At 36.8% G+C, this 21624-nt stretch carries 21 protein-coding genes and 1 pseudogene; 9 read left to right on the forward strand and 13 right to left on the reverse strand.

The genetic code is table 11. The features are described from left to right. Position 1 precedes the first annotated feature (1 nt). The 5 genes from DF947_RS15805 to DF947_RS15825 all read left to right on the forward strand — a co-directional run bounded on the left by DF947_RS15805 (position 2) and on the right by DF947_RS15825 (position 6609). Positions 2 to 1402 (forward strand): efflux transporter outer membrane subunit, encoded by a 1401-nt coding sequence (locus DF947_RS15805; protein WP_109931002.1) that lies wholly within the window; start codon positions 2 to 4, stop codon positions 1400 to 1402. Positions 1403 to 1666: 264 nt separating this feature from the next. Continuing rightward, complete coding sequence (locus tag DF947_RS15810) at positions 1667 to 4558, forward strand: DEAD/DEAH box helicase (RefSeq protein ID WP_109931003.1); 2892 nt, start codon at positions 1667 to 1669, stop codon at positions 4556 to 4558. A gap of 180 nt (positions 4559 to 4738) precedes the next feature. Beyond that, a complete protein-coding gene (locus tag DF947_RS15815) occupies positions 4739 to 5056 on the forward strand; it encodes a YgaP family membrane protein (RefSeq protein WP_109931004.1) in 318 nt (105 codons plus the stop codon). 65 nt (positions 5057 to 5121) lie between these two features. Further along, positions 5122 to 5904, forward strand: coding sequence for a 3-keto-disaccharide hydrolase (locus DF947_RS15820; protein WP_109931005.1), 783 nt, complete (start codon positions 5122 to 5124; stop codon positions 5902 to 5904). Between the two features lie 108 nt (positions 5905 to 6012). Continuing rightward, positions 6013 to 6609 (forward strand): TMEM175 family protein, encoded by a 597-nt coding sequence (locus DF947_RS15825; protein ID WP_109931006.1) that lies wholly within the window; start codon positions 6013 to 6015, stop codon positions 6607 to 6609. A gap of 3 nt (positions 6610 to 6612) precedes the next feature. On the opposite strand, the gene aat is transcribed toward DF947_RS15825, so the two are convergent. Further along, entirely contained in the window at positions 6613 to 7248 is a 636-nt protein-coding gene (gene aat, locus DF947_RS15830) for a leucyl/phenylalanyl-tRNA--protein transferase (protein WP_109931007.1), read from the reverse strand. A gap of 74 nt (positions 7249 to 7322) precedes the next feature. On the opposite strand from aat, the gene DF947_RS15835 reads away from it, so the two are divergent. Then, complete coding sequence (locus DF947_RS15835) at positions 7323 to 8765, forward strand: DUF1800 domain-containing protein (protein WP_109931008.1); 1443 nt, start codon at positions 7323 to 7325, stop codon at positions 8763 to 8765. A 152-nt stretch (positions 8766 to 8917) separates the two neighbouring features. Next, entirely contained in the window at positions 8918 to 10117 is a 1200-nt protein-coding gene (locus DF947_RS15840) for a DUF1501 domain-containing protein (protein ID WP_109931009.1), read from the forward strand. A 149-nt stretch (positions 10118 to 10266) separates the two neighbouring features. Here DF947_RS15840 and DF947_RS15845 read toward each other — a convergent pair whose 3' ends face one another. Further along, entirely contained in the window at positions 10267 to 10620 is a 354-nt protein-coding gene (locus DF947_RS15845) for a hypothetical protein (protein WP_109931010.1), read from the reverse strand. 122 nt (positions 10621 to 10742) lie between these two features. On the opposite strand from DF947_RS15845, the gene DF947_RS15850 reads away from it, so the two are divergent. Continuing rightward, positions 10743 to 11111: a YccF domain-containing protein gene (locus DF947_RS15850; RefSeq protein WP_109931011.1), complete on the forward strand. Its 369-nt coding sequence runs from the start codon at positions 10743 to 10745 to the stop codon at positions 11109 to 11111. Between the two features lie 439 nt (positions 11112 to 11550). Here DF947_RS15850 and DF947_RS15860 read toward each other — a convergent pair whose 3' ends face one another. Continuing rightward, positions 11551 to 12525, reverse strand: a complete 975-nt coding sequence (locus DF947_RS15860) for an App1 family protein (RefSeq protein ID WP_109931013.1) — start codon at positions 12523 to 12525, stop codon at positions 11551 to 11553. A 60-nt stretch (positions 12526 to 12585) separates the two neighbouring features. On the opposite strand from DF947_RS15860, the gene DF947_RS15865 reads away from it, so the two are divergent. Continuing rightward, entirely contained in the window at positions 12586 to 13440 is an 855-nt protein-coding gene (locus DF947_RS15865) for a diacylglycerol/lipid kinase family protein (RefSeq protein WP_109931014.1), read from the forward strand. Here DF947_RS15865 and DF947_RS15870 read toward each other — a convergent pair. The 10 genes and pseudogenes from DF947_RS15870 to DF947_RS15920 all read right to left on the reverse strand — a co-directional run bounded on the left by DF947_RS15870 (position 13437) and on the right by DF947_RS15920 (position 21561). Continuing rightward, entirely contained in the window at positions 13437 to 13829 is a 393-nt protein-coding gene (locus DF947_RS15870; protein ID WP_109931015.1) for a hypothetical protein, read from the reverse strand. The genes DF947_RS15865 and DF947_RS15870 overlap by 4 nt on opposite strands. Continuing rightward, positions 13830 to 14483 carry an energy transducer TonB gene (locus DF947_RS15875; protein WP_109931016.1) on the reverse strand — a complete coding sequence of 218 codons (654 nt, stop codon included), beginning with the start codon at positions 14481 to 14483 and terminating at the stop codon, positions 13830 to 13832. A 148-nt stretch (positions 14484 to 14631) separates the two neighbouring features. Continuing rightward, positions 14632 to 15321 carry a peptidoglycan DD-metalloendopeptidase family protein gene (locus tag DF947_RS15880; RefSeq protein WP_167398022.1) on the reverse strand — a complete coding sequence of 230 codons (690 nt, stop codon included), beginning with the start codon at positions 15319 to 15321 and terminating at the stop codon, positions 14632 to 14634. Between the two features lie 4 nt (positions 15322 to 15325). Next, positions 15326 to 15968 (reverse strand): annotated as a pseudogene (gene trhA, locus DF947_RS15890) (PAQR family membrane homeostasis protein TrhA). A 6-nt stretch (positions 15969 to 15974) separates the two neighbouring features. Further along, the gene (gene rbfA / locus DF947_RS15895; RefSeq protein ID WP_109931019.1) at positions 15975 to 16352 is read right to left on the reverse strand and encodes a 30S ribosome-binding factor RbfA; all 378 of its coding nucleotides are present in this window, start codon (positions 16350 to 16352) and stop codon (positions 15975 to 15977) included. Between the two features lie 108 nt (positions 16353 to 16460). Beyond that, positions 16461 to 17657, reverse strand: coding sequence for a GTPase HflX (gene hflX / locus DF947_RS15900; protein ID WP_109931020.1), 1197 nt, complete (start codon positions 17655 to 17657; stop codon positions 16461 to 16463). A gap of 291 nt (positions 17658 to 17948) precedes the next feature. Further along, the gene (gene trpC, locus DF947_RS15905) at positions 17949 to 18731 is read right to left on the reverse strand and encodes an indole-3-glycerol phosphate synthase TrpC (RefSeq protein WP_109931021.1); all 783 of its coding nucleotides are present in this window, start codon (positions 18729 to 18731) and stop codon (positions 17949 to 17951) included. 84 nt (positions 18732 to 18815) lie between these two features. After that, positions 18816 to 19400: an anthranilate synthase component II gene (locus tag DF947_RS15910; RefSeq protein ID WP_109931022.1), complete on the reverse strand. Its 585-nt coding sequence runs from the start codon at positions 19398 to 19400 to the stop codon at positions 18816 to 18818. Between the two features lie 44 nt (positions 19401 to 19444). Further along, on the reverse strand, positions 19445 to 20848 hold the full coding sequence (locus DF947_RS15915) for an anthranilate synthase component I family protein (RefSeq protein ID WP_205940800.1): 1404 nt from the start codon (positions 20846 to 20848) through the stop codon (positions 19445 to 19447). A 266-nt stretch (positions 20849 to 21114) separates the two neighbouring features. After that, positions 21115 to 21561, reverse strand: a complete 447-nt coding sequence (locus DF947_RS15920; protein WP_109931024.1) for a cytochrome B — start codon at positions 21559 to 21561, stop codon at positions 21115 to 21117. Between the last annotated feature and the right edge of the window lie 63 nt (positions 21562 to 21624).

The following is a 21624-nucleotide window of genomic DNA, read 5'->3' on the forward strand; positions in this document are numbered from 1 at the left end:
CATGAAATTTAGCTATAAGCATTCCATTTTAATCGGACTTTCTATACTTACCTTAAGTGCCTGCGTAACTAAAAAATACGAACGCCCGCAAGTTAAAAACGAAGGTTTGTATCGAGACAACAACACAACCGATACCATAACAATGGCCAATTTGCCATGGAAAAACCTATTCTCCGATACGACCCTGCAATCTTTAATTCAACAGGGGATTAATGAGAATTTAGATCTTAAACAGGCAATTGAGCGAATCAAAATATCTGAAGCTACTTTACAACAAAGTAGAGCTGCATTTTTACCTAGCTTACAGGGAGATTTATCGGTTACAGACAACAAAGCATCTGCGGCGGCGCAAAACTTTCCTGCTGGGATTAACATCAATTTAGAAACCCAAACTTACCGGGCGCAACTAAGTACTGCCTGGGAAGCTGACATCTGGGGTAAACTCAGTAGTGCAAAGCGTGCTGCATACGCAACCTTACTTCAAAGTGATGCTGCGAAACGTGCCGTACAAACCCAGTTAATTGCAACAATTGCCAATAGCTATTACACATTATTGGCATTGGATAAACAATTGGCCATTACCGAGCAAACGGTAAAAATTAGAATGCAGGATGTTGAAACCATGAAGGCCTTAAAGGAAGGCGCAGTTGTTAATGGAGCGGCAGTAGTACAAAGCGAAGCAAATTTATATGCGGCACAAGTAACCCTGCCTGATTTAAGAAGAAGCGTGAAAGAAGCAGAAAATGCCTTGAGCGTTGTTCTGGCCCGAGCACCAGGCAGTATTAATCGTACTACTTTAGATCAGCAAACGCCTTACACAAATTTGCAAACAGGTGTATCGGCACAGCTTTTACAAAACCGCCCGGATGTTATTGCTGCAGAGTTTGGATTCAGAGCCGCTTTTGAAAATACCAATGTGGCAAAAACCTATTTCTACCCTGCTTTAACCTTAACGGCTTCTGGTGGTTTAACAAGTTTGCAGTTGAGCAACTTTTTTGATAACTCCATCTTCTATAGTTTAGTTGGTGGTTTAACACAGCCAATTTTTGCAAAAGGTGCCAATAAAGCCCGTTTAAAAACGGCACAGGCTAACCAACAAATTGCATTTTACACTTTCCAACAAGCACTTTTAACCGGCGGACAAGAAGTGTCTAATGCTTTGTATGCATATCAAACCGCAGCAGAAAAAGAAGAAACAAGAGCGAAACAAATCGCATCTTTAACCAAAGCTGTAGATTTTACAAAAGAGTTGTTACGCTATAGCTCTGCCACAAATTATACGGATGTTTTAACATCAGAACAAAGCCTCTTAACTGCCCAGCTAAGCGGCATCAATGATAAATTACAGAAACTTCAATCGGTAGTTAATTTATACCGTGCATTAGGTGGTGGCTGGAAATAAACATTATAGTTAACAAGCATTTAAGGCATTCTGGTTTTCAGAATGCCTTTTTTATTAGAAATCAATTTTATCAAATTGAGATGAATATTTGCAAATCATTCAGCAAAAATGCCAGTTATAATGCATCAAGCTTTTACATTTATGCACAATTATTTTTCCAAAAATTTTATTGCCATTTAAGCTAGATTTTTTGATGTAACCTTAAATTATTGTAAGTTTAAAGTTTTTTAAGCGCCTAGCTTCTAAAAAATTTTAAACCAAGCAATGTTACGTGTCGATAGCTCTAAAACCTGTAAAGTGGTGTACTCCTTGTGCAAGCATGAGTATTTGGGCTATATTATTGAACCACACATAGTTCAGTTAAATCCGCAGGGCGATTTCTCCTTTACTTACCAGAGAATTTTTACGCATACTGCCGAAGAATTCAACGCCTGTTTATCTGAAATTGATTATAAGCTGATCAAGATTTTGGATGATATTGAACAGGATTCGATCATCAAAAAATATTATAAAAAATTAATCCGCCCTACAGAATTTTTTGCAAAGGTTTTTGATGATAAATTTTACGAAAGTGTAAGACCAAAAATCGAGAAAAAACTTGCTGAGGCCTTGGAGCTTTTAAAGGTTAAAGATGAGCTTTACATTATGGATAAAGACGGTTGGCCTGTTGAATGTAAAATTGAACTGGCTACAGAACCCGCATCCATTTTATTCCATTTCCGTAAGAACGAGACTGAAACACGATATTTTCCGACCATAAAGTATCAGAATTTACGCATCGAATTTATGTTTAAAGATGCTCAAATTGTGAGCAATAAGCCAGCTTGGTTATTGCTAAATGATGTTTTATACTTTTTTGATCAGGATATTGAAGGGAAAAAACTCCAGCCGTTTTTAAATAAACGTTATATCGCAATTCCTAAAGCTACGGAGGCCACTTATTTCGAAAAGTTTGTGGCGCCATTAATAGAAAAGCATCACGTTTATGCCGAGGGTTTTGAAATTAGAACCGAGCAATTTGAGGCCACTCCAGTGATCAAGGTGTTATACGTTGATGGTGGCTTATCGCAAATTCAACTGTATTTTAAATACGGAGAATACACTTTCCCTGTCGAAAATGCCCACAAAGTAACGGTTCGTCTAGAGAAAACAGCTGACAATTATATTTTTCACAGAATAAAACGATCTGCAGATTGGGAGAAAAAACAGTTCAGCCTGCTGTTATCTCTTGGTCTTAAAAAATCCAGTGCCTTGTTTAGCAATCTCGAGGTTATTGCTGCAGATGAAAATCCAAGTTATGCGGCCATAAACTGGGTTAATGAGCATATTGAAATTTTACAGGGTTCAGGCTTCGAAATTGAACAGGCTACAGGACAGAAAAAATTTGTTTTTGGAGCGAGTAAAATAGACTTAGAAGTTAAAGAAGGTAATGATTGGTTTGATATCCATGCGGTGGTTTGGTTTGGCAAATATCAAATTCCCTTTCTATCACTAAAACAACACATCTTACATAAAAGAAGAGAGTTTTTATTGCCCGATGGTGAGGTTGCCATTATTCCAGATAAATGGTTTACGCAGTATGGCAGCCTATTTAGTTGGGCAGAAGCCGGAAAAACCTTAAAATTAAAGAAACACCACATTGGTTTAATTAATGATTTGGCTGAAGATAGTTTGGCAAATGTAACCCTCGAACGCAAGCTTCAGCGCTTAAATGATTTCGAAAACATTGCCGATACCCAAATGCCAGTTCACTTTAAAGGAAGTTTACGCGATTATCAAAAAGCAGGTTACAACTGGTTTAGTTTTCTGCGTGAATACAATTTTGGAGGTTGCCTTGCCGATGATATGGGTTTGGGTAAAACCATCCAAACTCTGGCCATGCTGCAAAAGGTAAAGGAAGATGATCAGCTCTTACAAACTCAGACAACATCGTTAATTATAATGCCTACATCGTTAATTTACAACTGGTTAACGGAAGCAAAAAAGTTTACGCCAAAACTTAAAATATTGGCGCATACTGGTACCAATAGAAATAAAGATGTGGCAAATTTTGCCAATTACGATATCATTATTACAACATACGGAGTAACAAGGGTTGATGTAGACGAACTTAAAAATTTTTATTTTAATTATATTATTCTGGATGAAAGTCAGAACATCAAAAACCCATCTTCAAAATCTTTCAAGGCAGTAAGAAGTTTAAAATCGAAAAACAAATTGATTTTGAGCGGAACGCCTGTAGAGAATTCAGTTGGCGATTTATGGTCGCAATTAACTTTCTTAAACCCTGGATTATTGGGCACACAAGCCTTTTTCTATGAGGAATATGTACAAGCCATAGAGAAAAAGAAAGATGAAGAAAAAGCTAGAAAACTACAGTCGATTATAAAACCATTTGTTTTACGCCGAACAAAAGAACAGGTTGCGGCAGAGCTTCCGCCAAAAACAGAGCAGATTATTTATTGTGACATGAGCGAAGATCAAGCTCAATATTACGAAAAAACAAAATCGGCCTATCGCAATGATTTATTGCAAAGTATGGATGATGGAACTTTTGCCCAAAAACAGGTTCAGCTTCTACAAGGATTAACCGCTTTGCGTCAGCTGGCCAATCACCCTGTGATGATTGACAGCGATTACCATTCTGACTCTGGAAAATTCGAAAATGTAATTCATACACTAGATAACGTACTTAAAGGCGGGCATAAGGTTTTGGTATTTTCTCAGTTTGTAAAACACCTGGATATATTTAAAAAGCACTTTGAAAAGGAACATATTCCATTCGCTTATTTAGATGGCGCAACCAAAAACCGTGGTGAAATTGTAGCTGAATTTCAGCAAAACGCAGATTTAAAAGTCTTTCTAATCTCAATAAAAGCAGGTGGTGTAGGTTTAAACCTTACACAGGCCGATTACGTTTTTATACTTGATCCATGGTGGAATCCAGCGGTAGAGCAACAAGCCATTGACCGTACCCACAGAATTGGGCAAGACAAAAAGGTATTCATATATAAATTTATTTCTAAAGATACCGTTGAGGAAAAGATTCTAGCGCTCCAAAAACGCAAAAAATCTTTAGCAAATTCTTTAATTACAACTGAAGAAAGTTTCTTCAAATCGTTGAGTAAAGAAGATATTAGAGATATATTAAAGTAAGGATTTATAACTATTGTTTCTTTATTTTTTCTACCGCATTAAGATTGCTTCGTACCTCGCAATGACGAGACTACTCATTTATTCCGTGTAAATTTGTTTCCGTGGCAATGCATACATCCAATTATTTTAAAACTCAATGCTAATTAACTTGTTATATTAAAGAACATAAATTCTATAATCATGACAAATGAAGATTTAAACACCACAATAAGTAATGTTAAAGAAGCTTGGAAATACCCTGAGTTATTTCAAAACGTTTCAAGATCAGAACGCTGGTTATCTGGCGCTGCCGGAACTTATTTATTATACAAAGGTTTAACAAGCCTATTTTCTCATCCTGTAATTGCTTTAACTGGCGCAGCCATTGGTGCTGGTTTATTGTATCGGGGCGTTACCGGTTATTGCCCAATGAGAGATTTGGCCGAACAACAAAAGGCAGACCTTGCCCCTGATGAAATTTTAGTAAGCGAAACTTACGTTGTAGACGAATTGGGGTAAAATTTTAAATACGAAATTTCCTTTTCTTAATAAACTGGTTAACTTTAGAAAGTTAATCCTTAAATATGAACAAATACGCATTATTATTTATTCCGGCATTTTTTGCGGTAGAAGCAATGGCACAAGATAAAAAAGTAGATCCTGCCAACGATCCTAAAACTACTGAGGTTTGGGAGCCCGTACCTAAAGTTGTTTCACCTGGAAAACTTCCGCAAGAGGCACCTTCAGATGCCATTGTATTGTTTGATGGAAGAAACTTAGATGCTTGGCATTCTGTAAAAGATCCATCTAAACCGGCCGCATGGACAATTGATGATGGTTTTTTCACTGTTAAAAAAGGAACTGGAAATATTGAAACCAATAAAAAGTTTACCGATTATCAGCTTCATATGGAATGGAAAATTCCAGCTAACATTTCGGGAGAAGGACAGGCCAGAGGCAATAGCGGTGTATTCCTAGCCTCAACAGGTGGCGGAGATGATGGTTATGAAATCCAGATTATGGATGCATACAAAAACAAAACCTATGTAAACGGACAAACTGGAAGTGTTTACAAGCAGGCAATTCCATTAGCAAATGCAAATAAACAGCCAGGAGAATGGCAGTATTACGATATCATTTGGAATGCGCCACGTTTTAATGAAGATGGAACGGTTAGTAAACCAGCTAGCGTTACCCTGTTTTTAAATGGAGTTCTTTTACAAAACAATTTCGTGTTAAAAGGAGAGACGAGATATATCGGTGCCCCAGCTTATAAAAAACATGGACCGGCATCTATAAAACTTCAGGATCATGGAGATCCAAGTCCTGCAATAAGCTTTAGAAATATCTGGGTTAGAGAATTATAGCTACAAAAATACATAAAACGAAACCTGCAATTTTTAAACATTGCAGGTTTTTGTTTTTTAAGATAATTTGGCTGATAATTGTATTCAAACAGAAAGCAAAGATTTTTTATGAACAAGGGAAGACTAGAAGCATTTAGCGATGGTGTTATAGCAATTATCATTACCATTATGGTACTCGAAATAAAGGTGCCTGAAGGCGAGAGCTTAATGACGCTGAAACCACTAATTCCAAAGTTTATCAGTTACGTTTTAAGCTTTATTTATGTGGGTATTTACTGGAACAACCACCACCATTTAATGCATGCAGTTAAAAAAGTTAGTGGAGCTATGCTTTGGGCAAATCTTAATTTCTTATTCTGGCTCTCCTTGTTTCCGGTTGCTGCCGGTTGGATGGGCGAAAATCATTTTGCTCTCTGGCCTGTAATTATGTATGGAATTGTGCTTTTTCTTGCCGCAGTTTCTTATACCCTACTGGTTATCGTAATTAAAAAAACTGAGGGACAGGATTCTTTAATTGTCCATGCAATTGGTAATGATGCTAAAGGAAAAATCTCTTTATTGTTTTACATTACCGGCGTAGGCTTAAGTTTCATTAATCCATGGATTGGTGTTTTGCTTTATTTTTTGGTGGCTTGTATCTGGTTTATTCCCGATAAAAGAATTGAACACGCCATGCGCCAGCAACAGTTATTGGATGACAAATAGAATTTAAATTGTTTTTTGAAGTATGGCTGAATACAAATCCCGATCAATCATTTCAGCGCCCATACTCATTAAATGATCATTCGGCAACTGGCAATCTATTAAATCGATATCGGTTTCAGCCAGAAAAATCAGTGCGGTTTTAGATGCGTTACTTACATGGCTAAACATGCTTTCGCCACAAAAAACGCGGTTAATTTTTATTCCATACAAGCCACCAACCAGTTTTTTATCCAACCATACCTCAATACTGTGGGCAAAACCTTTTTTATGTAAATTAATGTAGGCATTTTGCATTTCATCGGTTATCCACGTTCCCTCCTGCCCTATTCTTGGCGTATCGGCACAATTTTTAATAACAGCTTCGAATGCAGTATTAATAGTGACTTCAAAAGTTCTATCCTTCAGGATTTTCTTCATGCTTTTGCTTACGTTAATTCTTTCAGGATAAATTACGCAACGCTGATGTGGTGAATACCAAAGAATTGGATCACCTTCACTAAACCATGGAAATATGCCATTTGAATAGGCTAAAAGCAATCTTTCCAAGCTCAAATCGCCACCAATAGCAAGCAAACCATCTTCTTCGGCAAGTGCCGGGTTTGGAAAACTCAGGTCATCATCAACGAGTTGGAAAAACATAGGCGAAAATAAGAAAGAAAACAAACATTAAACCCTAGCGTTTAAATTATGTCATACTGTTAAAATTGTCCATTATGAGCGCAAAAGATAATTTCCTAAAAGTAAAACATCTTTATAACCGTGCAGGCTTCGGCATCTCCTATCCCGACTTACAAAAACTAAGCAGAAAAAACATCGATAAAGTTGTAGATGGATTATTAAAAAAACCTAAAAACGACGATGACATTACGTTGGTTAACAATGTAGAATCCAAACGTCAGTTGTTGGCACAGGCAGGTTTATATTCTAAAAAAGATTTAACCGATGAGGAAAAGAAAATGCGACAGGATATTGTGCGCATGCAGAACGAGGTTAGTCGCGATTTGAACATTGGCTGGGTGAGTAAAATGATCAATACCGATGCGCCATTAAGAGAAAAAATGACGCTTTTTTGGCATGGCCATTTCGCCTGCAGAAGCAACAATCCATACTTTGCGCAACAACTTAACAACATTCAAAGAGAAAATGGTTTAGGCAGTTTTAAAACCTTATTGGTCGAGGTTTCCAAATCTCCGGCCATGTTGCAATACCTAAACAATCAGCAAAATAGAAAAGGCCGACCGAACGAGAATTTCGCTCGGGAATTAATGGAACTTTTTACCTTGGGCAGAGGAAATTATAGCGAACAGGATATTAAAGAATCAGCACGTTCATTTACGGGTTGGCAATACGATAAAGATGGAACATTTATCTTCCGCCCTAATTTGCACGATGATGGTACGAAAACCTTCTTCGGCAAAATCGGAAATTTTCAGGGCGAAAACATCATCGATATTATCTTGGAAAAGCCAGAAACATCTCAGTTTATTGCCCGTAAGGTTTATAAGTTTTTTGTTAACGATAACCCAAATGAGGAGCACGTTAAAGAGCTGGCAACTCATTTTTATAATTCGAAATATGATATTTCGGAACTGATAAGAAAAATGTTCACTTCCGATTGGTTTTATGCTCCGGAAAATGTGGGTACAAAAATTAAGTCGCCTGCCGAATTTCTAGTCGGTTTAAGTAGAGAATTTTATGTTACCTACAACAAACCACAGGTTTTAATCCAGTTGCAAAGCAGTTTGGGCCAATATTTATTTAACCCGCCAAATGTTGCGGGCTGGCCTGGAGGGCAAAGCTGGATTGACAGTTCATCACTAATGTTAAGAATGCGGATTCCATCTTTGGTTTTAAACGATGGGGAAATAGATTTTAGTGGCAAGGCCGACCCAGAGGATGAGGCTGTAATTGCTTTAAGTAGAGCAGGAACAAATAATGCCAACGCTAGTGCCAAGCCAAAATCGTACGTTAATGCGAATGCAGATTGGCCAAAGTTTTTAGATACACTACCAAAAGGACTAACACCATTAGAGCTTACAGAATTTTTGCTCCAGCCTAAATTAAATGATAAAATAATTAAAATGGTAAGCGATAATAAAGGTTTAAGAAGCACATCGGTAGAAATTACCAGCATGCCAGAATATCAACTTTGTTAGCGAAAATTAGTTGATAGCCGATAGTTAATGGTTGGGTACTTAAGGAAAGAGCCTGTAAAATTGATAACCAAAATTTAGTAGCTGGCTTGGGTATTTAACGATAAACTATGAGCCATTAACCATCAACTACAAAATCATTAAAATCTATTGAAATGAACAGAAGAAATTTTTTAAGAAATACAGGTTTTGTTGCAGCAGGCTCTTTATTTGTTCCTGCATTTATGAAACCGCTCGAGGCCATGGCTTTAGATGAGCTTAGCTTATATAAAAATTTGGTTGTGGTACAGCTTTCTGGCGGTAACGATGGCTTAAATACCGTTATTCCATTCGGCAACGACATTTATTATCAAAAAAGAAAAAGTATTGCCATCCAGCCAGATCAGGTAATTAAATTAAACGATATGCAAGGCTTAAATCCAAATATGGCTGCCTTACAAGAGATTTATGATCAAGGGTGGATGACGATAATTAACGATGTTGGTTATCCAAACCCAGATCGTTCGCATTTCCGCTCGATGGATATTTGGCAAACAGGGAGCGATAGCAATCAGTTTCTATCAACCGGTTGGATTGGACGTTATTTGGATAGCAATTGCCAAACCTGCAAGTTTCCATACACTGCAATAGAAGTTGACGATTCGTTGTCGCTTGCATTAAAAGGGCAAACCAAAAAAGGCATTGCATTAAAAGATCCCGGAGCATTGTTCCGCAACACAAACGATCCGTTTTTCAAATCGATGATTCAGAACGATAAAGAGCATTTAGATGAAGATAATTTAGGTTATCTGTATAAAACCATGATCGAAACCTCATCATCTGCAAACTACATTCAAAACACATCAAAGGTTTATCAATCGAAGGCTACTTATCCAAATACAGGCTTTTCAAATCAACTTAAAACAGTTTCTAAATTTATATCTTCAGGGTTAAAAACCAGGGTATATTATGTTTCTTTAAGCGGTTTCGATACACATGTAAATCAAACCAACCAACAGGGCAATTTACTTAAGCAATATAGCGAAGGCATGGCCGCGTTCTTAAAAGATTTAAAATCCAATAATAAGCTAGAAGACACCTTGGTCATTACCTTTTCAGAGTTTGGCCGTCGCGTAGAGCAAAATGCAAGTAATGGAACCGACCACGGAACGGCAAATAATATGTTTGTTTTTGGTGGTCGATTACAGAAAAAAGGAATCTATAATCCTGCTCCAAACTTGGGCGATTTAGATACCGGAGATTTAAAATATCAGTTGGATTTTAGGCAGGTTTACGGAACAATTTTAGATAAATGGCTCGATGTAAACAATGCCGATATCTTAAACAAGAAGTTTAATACTTTAGATTTTATTTAAAATTAGAAAAGCAATACCTGTATTACGTCGGTTTATTCTGTCCCGCTATTCATTACAACGCCAGCAATAGAAAAAATTGCTGGCGTTTTCATTGCTATCGGGTTTATTATAGTTAAGTTTTTTCAATAAACAAAGTACTGCTAACTTAACTATTTCCTTTTCAAGATGTAAACAGATCTTCCCATGTCTTTTCCGTTTTGCTCAGAATAAGCCTGAAACAATTCATAGCCATAATTCTTCATTTTGTTTACACAATCTATTGCGGAATTAAATGCCAGTTTCTTACCATCAGCGCCTTTAATATAAGCATCATCAAGATATTCAACTTTTTGGCCGAAGTAGAGCGCAATCCATAAATTATCTGAAAATGTGGATGTAATGGCTCTGATTTCGATATAATCTGACCGTATGTCGCTCAGTTTTGTTCCATTTACGGTTTGAGCCTTTACATTGAAAAATGCAAGGCATGCGATGACCGTAGCCAATAAAATTGATTTTTTCATTTTAATAGGGTTTAATTTGTGTGTGGTTGTAATTTAAGAAGAACTATAAAATTAAAAAAGCCGGCTAGCAATTTTCTGCGTAACAATTCTGGCTAAAACCAATCTTAAATAAAACATAAAAAATGAATTTTATAGGCAATATCATCTGGATAATTTTTGGCGGGATCTTTATTTTCTTCGAGTATATTATTGGTGGATTAATTCTTTGTTTAACAATTATTCGAATACCATTCGGCATTCAATGTTTCAAATTTGCCATAGTGGGTTTAGCACCTTTTGGCGTAAAAATTACCGATACTTCTTCTAACACTGGTTGTCTTTCAACCATTATGAACTTCATCTGGATTTTCTGTGGTGGTTTTTGGATTGCGCTAACACATTTATTTTTTGGCCTGTTGCTTTGTATAACCATTGTTGGAATTCCGTTTGGCCGCCAGCATTTTAAACTGATGAATCTGGCTTTTACACCATTCGGAAAATCGATTTCTTAAAGGGTTAAAATACGTTGGTCGAGATTCCGCTGGTCGAGATTTGCAATCTCGTCCCAATGAAATGTGGATTTGTAATCTACTATAAATTGAGTTTGCAAACCCTCGCTGTTCGGGATGTTAGCATAGCGCATCCCGAACTTAAGGATAATGTGGATTTTTAATCCACCACAAAACGGGTTTGCAAAACCTCCTTCCTTCCTTAAGTTCAAAATGCCCTTCAGAACATATCAAACAGCTGTGTAAGGATTAAAAATCCTTGGCTCACAAGACGGGATTGCAAATCCCGACTAACTTAAGATAACTGAAAAGATTTTTCTCCCCGAAGAAAATTTAGCTGGAGTTAAATAGACCCGATTGTATTGAAGCTCCCGATTTTTCATCGGAGCGAAAAGGAAAGCGGGACTATCGGAACCGATTGGCACTGCAACTGCTCTCCAAATTATTGAATTAATCCTATCGCTTTAGAATGCTTAATGGCTTCTTCGCTATTATTAAAAAGGCAGGCGTAAACCTTTTGAGATTCAATCTTTTTCAGTAACAGTTTAGTTTCTTCTTCCTTCTCCGGGCGGATATTTCTAATGTAAACCGCCTCAATATTTTGCGGGTATTTTTCTACAATTGACGAATAAATTGCTGGATCCTGCTGAGAATTATCTCCAAAGAAAACAAACTTTTGATTCGGAAAAGCATCTAGAATGCGCATTACCCGCAATAATTTTCCTTCGTGACCAGTTTTACCCGTTTTGATCAGATCTTTCCAACGCTTTAAAGTATTTAACAGAAAGGCACCATCTGGCAATTTATTAAATTTAAAGGTTTCGATTAAATAATCATACAAATTCCACTCGCTGCTGCTTACGTAAAAAAACGGATTGGGCTGATTTGCAGAAGTATGAGAAAGCGCCAGTTGCTGATAATGGCTAGATGCATTTGGAAAGGTTTTACGTGTGTGTGGATTTTTAATAAACAGTTCCCTCAATCGCCTACCAATTGTTGCAGAATGCGAAATCATAACCGTATCGTCTACATCAGAGATAAAAGCATATTGTGTAATGTGCGGAACATAAATTTTCCCTGTCCTAACATTTAAAACCTGATCATCATCTGTTAGGGCCTCAACCGTTACATCGTGCCAACCTGCGGGAATATTGGTTTCAGCACTCCATTCGAACTTAAAAAAACCATCGCCCTCTGTTTTGTTGTAAATGGTTTGGCCGAAAAACTGCAACTTTACCTTAACAAAAGGATAAGGCTTTAGAATAAAAAGCTTTAAAAGATGGATGATATTAATGAATAAATTATTGCTAAAAACCTGTTTAGTTTTTGCTTTATGCTTAAAAACATGGCCATAAACCACCAAGTTTTGGGTATGACCATAGCCATGATAAACTTTAACGCTTACAGATTTATTCATCGAAGTTAAAACAGTGTTTACTTAAAGTTGTTTGTGTTGTAAACCATTAAGGTTAACCACATGAAATTACTATTCATTATCAACCCAGGCTCGGGCAGTCACGACATTAATTTAAAGGAAGTAATTTCGACTCATTTTAGCAAAAAAGAAACTGAAATTGATTTGTTTGAACTGCCTGAAGACTGCTCTTTGGATAAGATTAAACATCAAATTAAAGAATCTAATGCCGATCGTGTTGTTGCCGTTGGTGGAGATGGAACTTTAAAGTTGGTAGCCGAATGTTTGTTAAAAACCGATACACCAATTGCAATAATTCCGGCTGGATCTGCAAATGGAATGGCAAAAGAACTGGGCATCCCCACAGATGTAGAACTTGCCCTGGATTTGGCTGAAAATGGAAAGCCTAAAAAAATTCATGTCACAAAGTTAAATGATGAAATCTGCATCCATTTATCGGATTTAGGCTTTAATGCCTACTTGGTTAAAAAATTCGATACGCTGCCTGAGCGTGGCATGTGGGGTTATGCCAAAGCAACTTGGCACGCCTTATGGAACCATAAAAAAATGGAGGTACAATTGAAATTAAAAGGTAAAACCGTTAATTCTGCAGCGGCAATGGTTGCCATTGCCAACGCAACCATGTATGGCTCTGGCTTAAAAATAAATCCCGACGGAAAGCTAGACGATGATCTTTTTGAAGTGGTTTTAGTGAAGGATTACTCTTATCTGGAAATTTTAAAAATCTGGCTAACCAAGCTTCCTTTTAACCCAAAAAAGATTGAAGTTTTTCAAACCTCGGAAGTTAAAATTACATCGAAGCATAAGGCGCATTTTCAGGTTGATGGCGAGTATATTGGCAAAGTAAATACTGTTGAAGCGAAAATTATTAAAGATGCGATTTCTGTAATTGTTTAATTTAACGCATTGCGATGAATTTTAATGGTAAAGTACAATCTGAAAAATTCTGCTACAAAGCAGAGCTTAAAAAAAATATCGAACCAGGCTTCTTTAAGGTTTAGCAATTCTGGGAGCAGTGTTATAAAACCAATGGAAAATACCCAAACCATCAATCGAAATGGGAACTGGATGTAATATGCAATAAACCCAAATTTTTTAAAAAGGAATAATCCAATTGCCGAAACAAAAAGCGATAAAAATAAAGGCAATGTTAAAACAACTCTAGCTTGCGATAAAAGTTCCTGGGGAATTTCATTAAGGTGCGTTATAATTTCCCAAAAAGGTTGGGCCAACAATATGATACTGATAACATCTAAGAGCGCAAAAAATTTAATCGTGTATCGCATTTATTTACAGTATTGGGCAATGTATTTATCCGCTTTTGTGCTTCCCACATTCTTAACGAAGGAGAAATCGTCGCAAGCACCCTGTTTATCGCCTTGCTTAATTTTTTTTAAACCATCTTTTATGCGATCATCCAAGTAGTCATCGTCTATTCCAAGTTGATTCTTAATGGCAATAATTTGTGCTTCTTGTCCGGGTTTAGCCAAATCTATATTTTTATAAAAGTTGATAACCGTTTTGGTTAAATTTTCATCTGTTTCATAAGCTTGAATGGCTTCTTTAATATCGGCATCGCTTTTAGTTTCGCAATTATAACCAGAAAGTTTAAAATTAACCGGAACGATTACTGAAATTGTGGTATCGTAGCCAGCCGGAACCAGCCATTTTCCACTACTTAAACGGACTAAGCGTAAAGCTTCTTCGTTCAGCTCGGTTAAAATTCCTTTGGTAACTTTTGAAGAATATACTTTTCCTTTCTGATCTAACTTGAAGCTTACATCAACCGTTCCCTGAATACAATTTTGCTTAGAAAATGCAGGATAAACGGTATTATCCCGTAAAAAATTTGCGAAGCCTGTTTTACCGGTTTTAAACTGCAACTGGGCTACAGAAACCGAACAGTAAAACATTAAACCTAAAAACAGTAATTTCTTCATTAAGCTAATTTACGGTTTCTAAAAGTTTTAAAGTAAGGAAAAGAAAGTTTTTAATGAGGAAGAGAAGAGTTTTTAGGAATTAGAGCATGAATTAATGAACACCCCGCCTTACAGTGGTAGCAGACCGAGACGTTATTTAAATTTTAGACTAACCAAGCGAACAGTTTAAAATCAAATTCGGATCTGGGCAATTTGCCAAATACTTTTCGCGTTCGCTAAACTTGCAAACGCCAGGATAATCGCCTTTTAAACCTTGCAAATTTTTAATAATCTGAAAATGTAAATGAGGAGGCCAATATCCATTTTCTTCTTTCTTGCCAAATTCAGCAATCTGTGTTCCAGCAGGGATAAACTTACCTTCTTCTAAATTATTTAAGGAAGCCAAATTCAAGTGGCCATACAAAGCATTAAACTTAAAGCCTTCAATTTCGTAAGCCAAAATTATCGTTGCGCCATAATCTCCAAAGTTATTGTTGTTGGCAAAACTATGAACCGTAGCATCGTAGAATGAATAGATTGGTGTTCTAGCAGGTCCCCAAATATCTACGCCCAAATGTAATCTACGGGGTTCCTCATCAGAATCAAAATGTGTACTTCTAGCATAAATGGTTCTGTGTTCATCGTATCCACCAATCCCATATCTAGCACTATTATCTACAAGTTTTTGGTTTACCCAAGTAGAAAATAAATCGGTATTATCCAAAATTTCATCTGTAAGCTCGGTATTTGTTACAGTAAAATCTAATGGCAAAAGTCGGTCGGTAGTTACATCAAAATCAACAACTTTTTGAATTGCCAAAGCTTTTGATTTTATAATTTGCTCGAAGGTTTTCAGCATAGATTTACCTAAAAATATAAACGTAGTTGTAAATATAATGAGAAAGTGCCCCTCCAATTACAAACAGATGCCACAGCTCATGGCTATGCATCCACTTAAACATTTGTTTATCTTTTGCATAGTAATAGGTACCTGCAATATAGAAAAGCCCACCAAAAAGCAACCAAAAAATGGCTCCAACAGGCAAAGTTCCAAGCATTTTTTGAAGCAGTGGAACAATTAAACAACCCATTAAAATGTAAATGCTTAAAGATAATGCTTAAAGATATAGCGGTACTTTTAAGGCGGTTAAAAATTTTGAGCAGACAGCCAACAATTGCAATTATCCAAACTATAGCGAATAAACTCCAGCGCAACCAACCGTCGAAAACCAGTAAAGCCGTTGGCGTATAAGAACCAGCAATCATCAGATAAATACAACAATGATCAAATTTCTGCCAGAATCGAATGCCATAATCGGTAGCGGGATAGCCATGATACATGGCGCTTACACCAAACAAAATAAATGTTCCGATGCCGTAAATCCACGCAGCGGTAAATTCAATTGGGGCATTACATTTTTGCAACAAAAGGTATCCAGCTGGGATTGCAAGCAATGCCGGAATAAAGTGCGTAAAGAAATTAACAGGTTCTCTTATGCTTCTCACCAGAAACTATTCAGTGTCTTCGTCTTTTTGTCTTGGCTCTTTGGCGATCTTATCAAAAAGATGATCCATCTTCTCAACATATTCATTCGTATCATCAACAAAGAAGGTCAGTTCAGGCACAACCCTTGCCTGATGGCGAATTCTGGCCCCTAGTTTATATCTGATTTCTCCATTGTGCGCATTAACTGTATTAATCGAAAGTGTGGTATTGTTGGTATTAAAAAAGCTCAGATAAACTTTTGCCACAGATAAATCTGGCGATACCCGAACACGCGTAATCGTTACCAAGGTATTTGGCAAAAATGCACCACCCTCACGTTGAAAAATTTGTGCCAATTCTTCCTGTATTACTCCTGCAAATTTTTGCTGACGTTTACTTTCCATAATGTTTTCTTCTTCGTCATTGCGAGGCACGAAGCAATCTCATAACAATCGCCATTAAAATTTAGCGCACTAAGATTGCTTCGTACCTTGCAATGACGGTTTAACTAACTAATATAACAAATTATTATCATAAGGATATCTCGCCGTATGAATGGCTTTAACCTTATCGTATAACAATGTTTTAAACTCTTCTATATTTTCCTTTTGTGTTGCAGAGATAAATAAAACTGGTGTTTTGCCATGGCTCATCCAGCTTTTTTTAAAATCTGACAAACTCATTTTACCTTTTTCAAAGGCCACTAAATCTTCTTCTTCTGGGGCAACATAAGCATCAATTTTGTTAAAAACCAAAATCATGTCCTTATCAATGGCACCTATATCTTTTAAAGTTTCGTTAACAATATGAATCTGATCTTCAAAGTTTGGATGCGAAACATCAACCACATGAATCAGGATATCTGCTTCCCTAACTTCATCTAAAGTAGATTTAAAACACTCTACCAAATGGTGAGGTAGCTTGCGGATAAATCCAACCGTATCGGATAATAAGAATGGTAGATTCTCAATCACCACCTTACGAACCGTAGTATCTAAAGTTGCAAATAACTTGTTCTCAGCAAATACTTCCGATTTCGAAAGCATATTCATAATTGTCGATTTACCAACGTTCGTATAACCAACCAAAGCAACACGAATCAGCTGACCACGATTTTTTCGTTGCGTTTCATTCTGTTTATCAATTAAACGCAAACGCTCCTTTAGCAATGAAATTTTAGTTAAAATAATCCTTCTATCGCTTTCAATCTGCGTTTCACCTGGCCCACGCATCCCGATACCACCTTTTTGGCGCTCCAAGTGGGTCCACATACCCGTTAACCGTGGCAATAAATATTGTAATTGCGCCAGTTCGACCTGCGTTTTTGCCTGTGCAGTTTGCGCTCTATTCGCAAAAATATCGAGGATTAGATTACTTCTATCCAAGATTTTTACTCCAATTTCACGCTCTATATTTCTCAGTTGAGATGGCGATAGTTCATCATCAAAAATAACTGTATCAATCTCCTCCGACTTTACAAAAGCCTTAATTTCTTCCAGTTTTCCTGTACCCACAAAAGTTGCACGCTCAGGTTTCAGCATCTTCTGCGTGAAGTTTCTTTCTACCACACCACCAGCTGTTTCAACCAAAAAGGCCAGCTCATCCAAATACTCTTTTGTTTGCTCCTCCTTTTCGCCTGGGGTAATTACACCCACCAAAATGGCTCGCTCCTGCTGTACAGCAGTATCATAAAATTTCTGTTTTCCCATGTAATAAGCACAAATATACAAAATTTGCAAACGTGTAATTCCATTTACAAACCATACAGATGCAATAAAAGTTTTTGATCATTTTGAAAGCGAAAGGCAACAGCTTTTGGCCAATACAGCCCCGCTTTTTGTTACAATCTTTTTAAACTTCTGTTATTCTGAGGAACGAAGAATCTCTTTCATCGGCTGCAGATGCTTCGTGCCTCAGCATGACAGTTTATTAAAGGCTACTACTTAAAAAGTATTTCCACTTCAATCGGGCTTATCAAACTTTGGCAAAAAATAAGCGAGCTACATCTGCTCAATAAACTCCTTTATCGCCTCACCAGGATTCTCCGTTTTCATAAAATTTTCCCCAATTAAAAATCCATTAAATCCTGCAGTTTTTAATTCTCTAATAACGGCCGGATCGCTAATTGCACTTTCTGAGATCTTTAAAAACTCATTCGGAATTCTATTTACCAAATCGAAAGAGGTTTGAATATTAACCGTAAAATCACCTAGATTTCTATTGTTCACTCCGATGGCATCTAAATTAGGAGAAATACTTCTTTCGAGTTCTTCCAGATTGTGAACTTCTAATAATACATTTAAGCCCAAATCATGGGCAAATTTTCCAAAATCATTAATCTGTTTTGGCGTTAAAATCGAAGCAATTAATAAAATAATATCTGCTCCCCAAGCTTTAGCCTCCAAAATCTGATATTCATCAATCATGAAATCCTTGCGTAAAATCGGAATTTTATTTACCGCTCTAGCCGAAATAAGATCATCCGCTTTACCGCCAAAAAAGTCTACATCAGTTAAAACCGAAAGTGCAGAAGCGCCAGCATTATTATAATCCTGCGTTACTTCAGCAACATCAGCAACACCATTTATCAAACCTTTAGATGGCGAACGACGTTTAAACTCCGCAATAATTCCCGTCCGATCTTCAGCCAATAAAAATTCTTTGAAAGAATAAGGCATTCTTTTAAAATGCTCAGCCCTTTCTAAATCCTGTATGGAAACCAGTCGCTTTACATCGGCAACTTCTTCCTTTTTACGCAATACGATTTTATCTAAAATATTCATATTCATATATTGCCGTCATTGCGAGGCACGAAGCAATCTAAATCACAAATGAGATTGCTTCGTGCCTCGCAATGACGAAATTCCTTAAGTCGTCAACCAATTCTCCATCATTTGTTTTCCATACTCGGTCAGCACGCTTTCTGGGTGAAACTGTACACCACGTACATCTAAACTTTCGTGTCTTAAGGCCATAATCTCGCTTTTGTGATCTCTGGCCGTAATTTTCAAACAAGATGGAAAATTTTCCTTACTCACTACCCAACTGTGGTATCTTCCAACGTTTATCGTTTGCGGACATTCCCAAAATAAAGGCTCATCACCATCAACAACGGTAACTGGGGTGGCGATTCCATGCATTGGTCTGCCGAGGTTTAATAAAGTACCGCCGAAAGCCTCGGCAATAGCCTGTTGACCCAAACACACACCAAAAATGCTCTTGGATGGCGAATAAGTTTTAATCACATCCAATAACAATCCGGCTTCTTCCGGAATTCCTGGACCTGGAGAAAGCAAAATCTTGTCGAATTTTTCAACTTCGGCCAAATCAAATTTATCGTTTCTCCAAACCACAGCTTCGTAACCAACTTCGTTTATTAAGTGAACCAAATTGTAGGTAAAACTATCATAATTGTCAATTACTAAAACTGTTTTTTTATCTATATTTTCCATTATATTTCTCTGCTATTTACATTTTCCATCTCACATCATCCCTCTTATATTCCCTCAGCCATTACAATTGCCTTGCGCAATGCTGCAATTTTGTTATTCACTTCCTGCATTTCTGTTTCGGGAACAGAATCGGCCACAATGCCGGCGCCGGCACGATAATGCAATTCATTGTTTTTACTCATGAAAGTTCTGATCATTATCGCATGATTAAAATCTTCGTTAAAGCCCATAAAACCTATAGCTCCGGCATAAAAATTACGGCCAAGCTTTTCATTTTCATCAATCAACTGCATTGCCTTATACTTTGGCGCACCACTTAAAGTTCCGGCTGGATAAGTATCTGCAACTACTTTAAACGCAGTTACGTCTTCCTGTAAATGACCGCTAACTTTACTGACCAAATGGATTAAATGCGAATAATACTGAACTTCTTTAAACGATTTTACCTCAACCCGATTGCAATGTCTGCTCAAATCGTTTCTAGCCAAATCTACCAACATTACATGCTCTGCGCTTTCTTTTGGGTCTTGCTCTAACTTTTTTGCTTGTTCGGCATCTTCAATATCGTTTCCACTGCGTTTAAAAGTTCCGGCAATAGGAAAAATATTGGCTGTATTATTTTTTATGGTAATCTGTGCTTCTGGCGATGAACCAAAAAGTTTAAAGTTTCCATAATCAAAATAGAAGAGGTATGGAGATGGATTTATCGATCTTAAGCAACGGTAAACATTAAATTCATCGCCAGAAAAGGCCTGTTTAAAAGCCCTCGAAGGTACAATCTGGAACACATCACCCCTGTAAATATGTTTTTGAAGTTTTTCTACCAAGGTCATAAAGCCCTGATCGGTTAAATTAGAAGATTCCTGACCTCGAATTTGAAACTTGTATTCAGGATAGTTTTTATTCTGGATTAGATATTCCATTTTTTCCAAACCACCCTCTTCTTCGCCTTCGAAAGTATTTTTGAACAAAGTAATTTCATTCTTAAAATGATCTATCGCAATTAGATAACGATAAAAATGATATTGCATTTCAGGAATTTCTTCACCTTCAGGAGTTTCGGAGGTAAATTTAATATCTTCAAAATGTTGCACCGCATTCCAGGTAAAATATCCAAATAAACCGCTAGAGATAAACTTAATCTCTGGAAATTCAGTTTCTTTAAACTTATCCTTAAAGGCAGTAATCTCCTCGGTTAAATTTTCGCTTTCTTTAATTTCTATCGAACCATCAGGAAAATAAGTTTCCAATCTCGTTCCCTTTAAAATAATGCCCGCCACCGGATCGGCACAAACAAAGCTCATGGAGTTTTCGCGGCTGTGATAATCCGAACTTTCCAATAAGATGCTATTTGGATATACATCGCGTAGGCGTAAGTAAATGCTCACTGGAGTTGTGGTATCGGCAAGTAATTTTTTATACGTTGTATTTATTTTAAACATTGTCATATCGTCATTGCGAGGAGGAACGACGAAGCAATCCCCTCTTTTGTAAAACTTATTTTAAATAAAAAGCCCTGCGTGTGGTTCTACGCAGGGCTTTAATGGTTCAATTCGGTTTAGGTTGATAAACTATATTTTTCTCATACGCAGCCTGCGCAATCCGTTTTCGAATTACTTTGCCAAAGCCATGTATGTATATTGCTGATCATGAGCGACAAAAATATAAAGAATTTTGAAAAACCGAAATATTTATAAAAATAGTTTTGTTAAAATTAGGCTGTTGTACCAAAAAAACTTCTTCCCGGCACATCTTTAACCATAAGCAAAATGGTTACAATAATTAAAATTAAGGCCAATCCGAAGAAAACCGAAATGGTTCTGTGCTTCGCAATTGATTCTGTTAATTTTTTGGATTTAGAATTTCCAATGGTAATTAAAACAATGGCAATAATCATCATACTAATGTGCTCCATTTTCCAGTAACGGCCAACGGCATTGCTGCTGTCTGCTTTATACCAATCGCCTACAAAATATAATACCAATCCAAATAATAACTGAATGTGTGCACTAATTAGTGTAAAAACATTTAGTTTTCTATCGCCCTCAGTATACGATTTGTTTCCAAACCAACCCGATAAAGCTTTAATAACAGCGATAACCAATAGAACAAAAACAATGTAGCGCCATCCAGAGTGTGCGCTTTTTAAAATTTGATACATAAAATGATATTTTGATATTCAAAAGTAATCATTAATTGTAAAAAATAGGTTATTAAGCAATAT

It is taken from the genome of Pedobacter paludis (assembly GCF_003173575.1).
GTDB classification, from domain to species: Bacteria; Bacteroidota; Bacteroidia; order Sphingobacteriales; family Sphingobacteriaceae; genus Pedobacter; species Pedobacter paludis.

Coding starts and splice junctions, on each gene's coding strand:
- DF947_RS15805 (WP_109931002.1), top strand. CDS start 2: ATGAAATTTAGCTATAAGCATTCCATTTTAATCGGACTTTCTATACTT.
- DF947_RS15810 (WP_109931003.1), top strand. CDS start 1,667: ATGTTACGTGTCGATAGCTCTAAAACCTGTAAAGTGGTGTACTCCTTG.
- DF947_RS15815 (WP_109931004.1), top strand. CDS start 4,739: ATGACAAATGAAGATTTAAACACCACAATAAGTAATGTTAAAGAAGCT.
- DF947_RS15820 (WP_109931005.1), top strand. CDS start 5,122: ATGAACAAATACGCATTATTATTTATTCCGGCATTTTTTGCGGTAGAA.
- DF947_RS15825 (WP_109931006.1), top strand. CDS start 6,013: ATGAACAAGGGAAGACTAGAAGCATTTAGCGATGGTGTTATAGCAATT.
- aat (WP_109931007.1), bottom strand. CDS start 7,248: ATGTTTTTCCAACTCGTTGATGATGACCTGAGTTTTCCAAACCCGGCA.
- DF947_RS15835 (WP_109931008.1), top strand. CDS start 7,323: ATGAGCGCAAAAGATAATTTCCTAAAAGTAAAACATCTTTATAACCGT.
- DF947_RS15840 (WP_109931009.1), top strand. CDS start 8,918: ATGAACAGAAGAAATTTTTTAAGAAATACAGGTTTTGTTGCAGCAGGC.
- DF947_RS15845 (WP_109931010.1), bottom strand. CDS start 10,620: ATGAAAAAATCAATTTTATTGGCTACGGTCATCGCATGCCTTGCATTT.
- DF947_RS15850 (WP_109931011.1), top strand. CDS start 10,743: ATGAATTTTATAGGCAATATCATCTGGATAATTTTTGGCGGGATCTTT.
- DF947_RS15860 (WP_109931013.1), bottom strand. CDS start 12,525: ATGAATAAATCTGTAAGCGTTAAAGTTTATCATGGCTATGGTCATACC.
- DF947_RS15865 (WP_109931014.1), top strand. CDS start 12,586: ATGAAATTACTATTCATTATCAACCCAGGCTCGGGCAGTCACGACATT.
- DF947_RS15870 (WP_109931015.1), bottom strand. CDS start 13,829: ATGCGATACACGATTAAATTTTTTGCGCTCTTAGATGTTATCAGTATC.
- DF947_RS15875 (WP_109931016.1), bottom strand. CDS start 14,483: ATGAAGAAATTACTGTTTTTAGGTTTAATGTTTTACTGTTCGGTTTCT.
- DF947_RS15880 (WP_167398022.1), bottom strand. CDS start 15,321: ATGCTGAAAACCTTCGAGCAAATTATAAAATCAAAAGCTTTGGCAATT.
- rbfA (WP_109931019.1), bottom strand. CDS start 16,352: ATGGAAAGTAAACGTCAGCAAAAATTTGCAGGAGTAATACAGGAAGAA.
- hflX (WP_109931020.1), bottom strand. CDS start 17,657: ATGGGAAAACAGAAATTTTATGATACTGCTGTACAGCAGGAGCGAGCC.
- trpC (WP_109931021.1), bottom strand. CDS start 18,731: ATGAATATTTTAGATAAAATCGTATTGCGTAAAAAGGAAGAAGTTGCC.
- DF947_RS15910 (WP_109931022.1), bottom strand. CDS start 19,400: ATGGAAAATATAGATAAAAAAACAGTTTTAGTAATTGACAATTATGAT.
- DF947_RS15915 (WP_205940800.1), bottom strand. CDS start 20,848: ATGACAATGTTTAAAATAAATACAACGTATAAAAAATTACTTGCCGAT.
- DF947_RS15920 (WP_109931024.1), bottom strand. CDS start 21,561: ATGTATCAAATTTTAAAAAGCGCACACTCTGGATGGCGCTACATTGTT.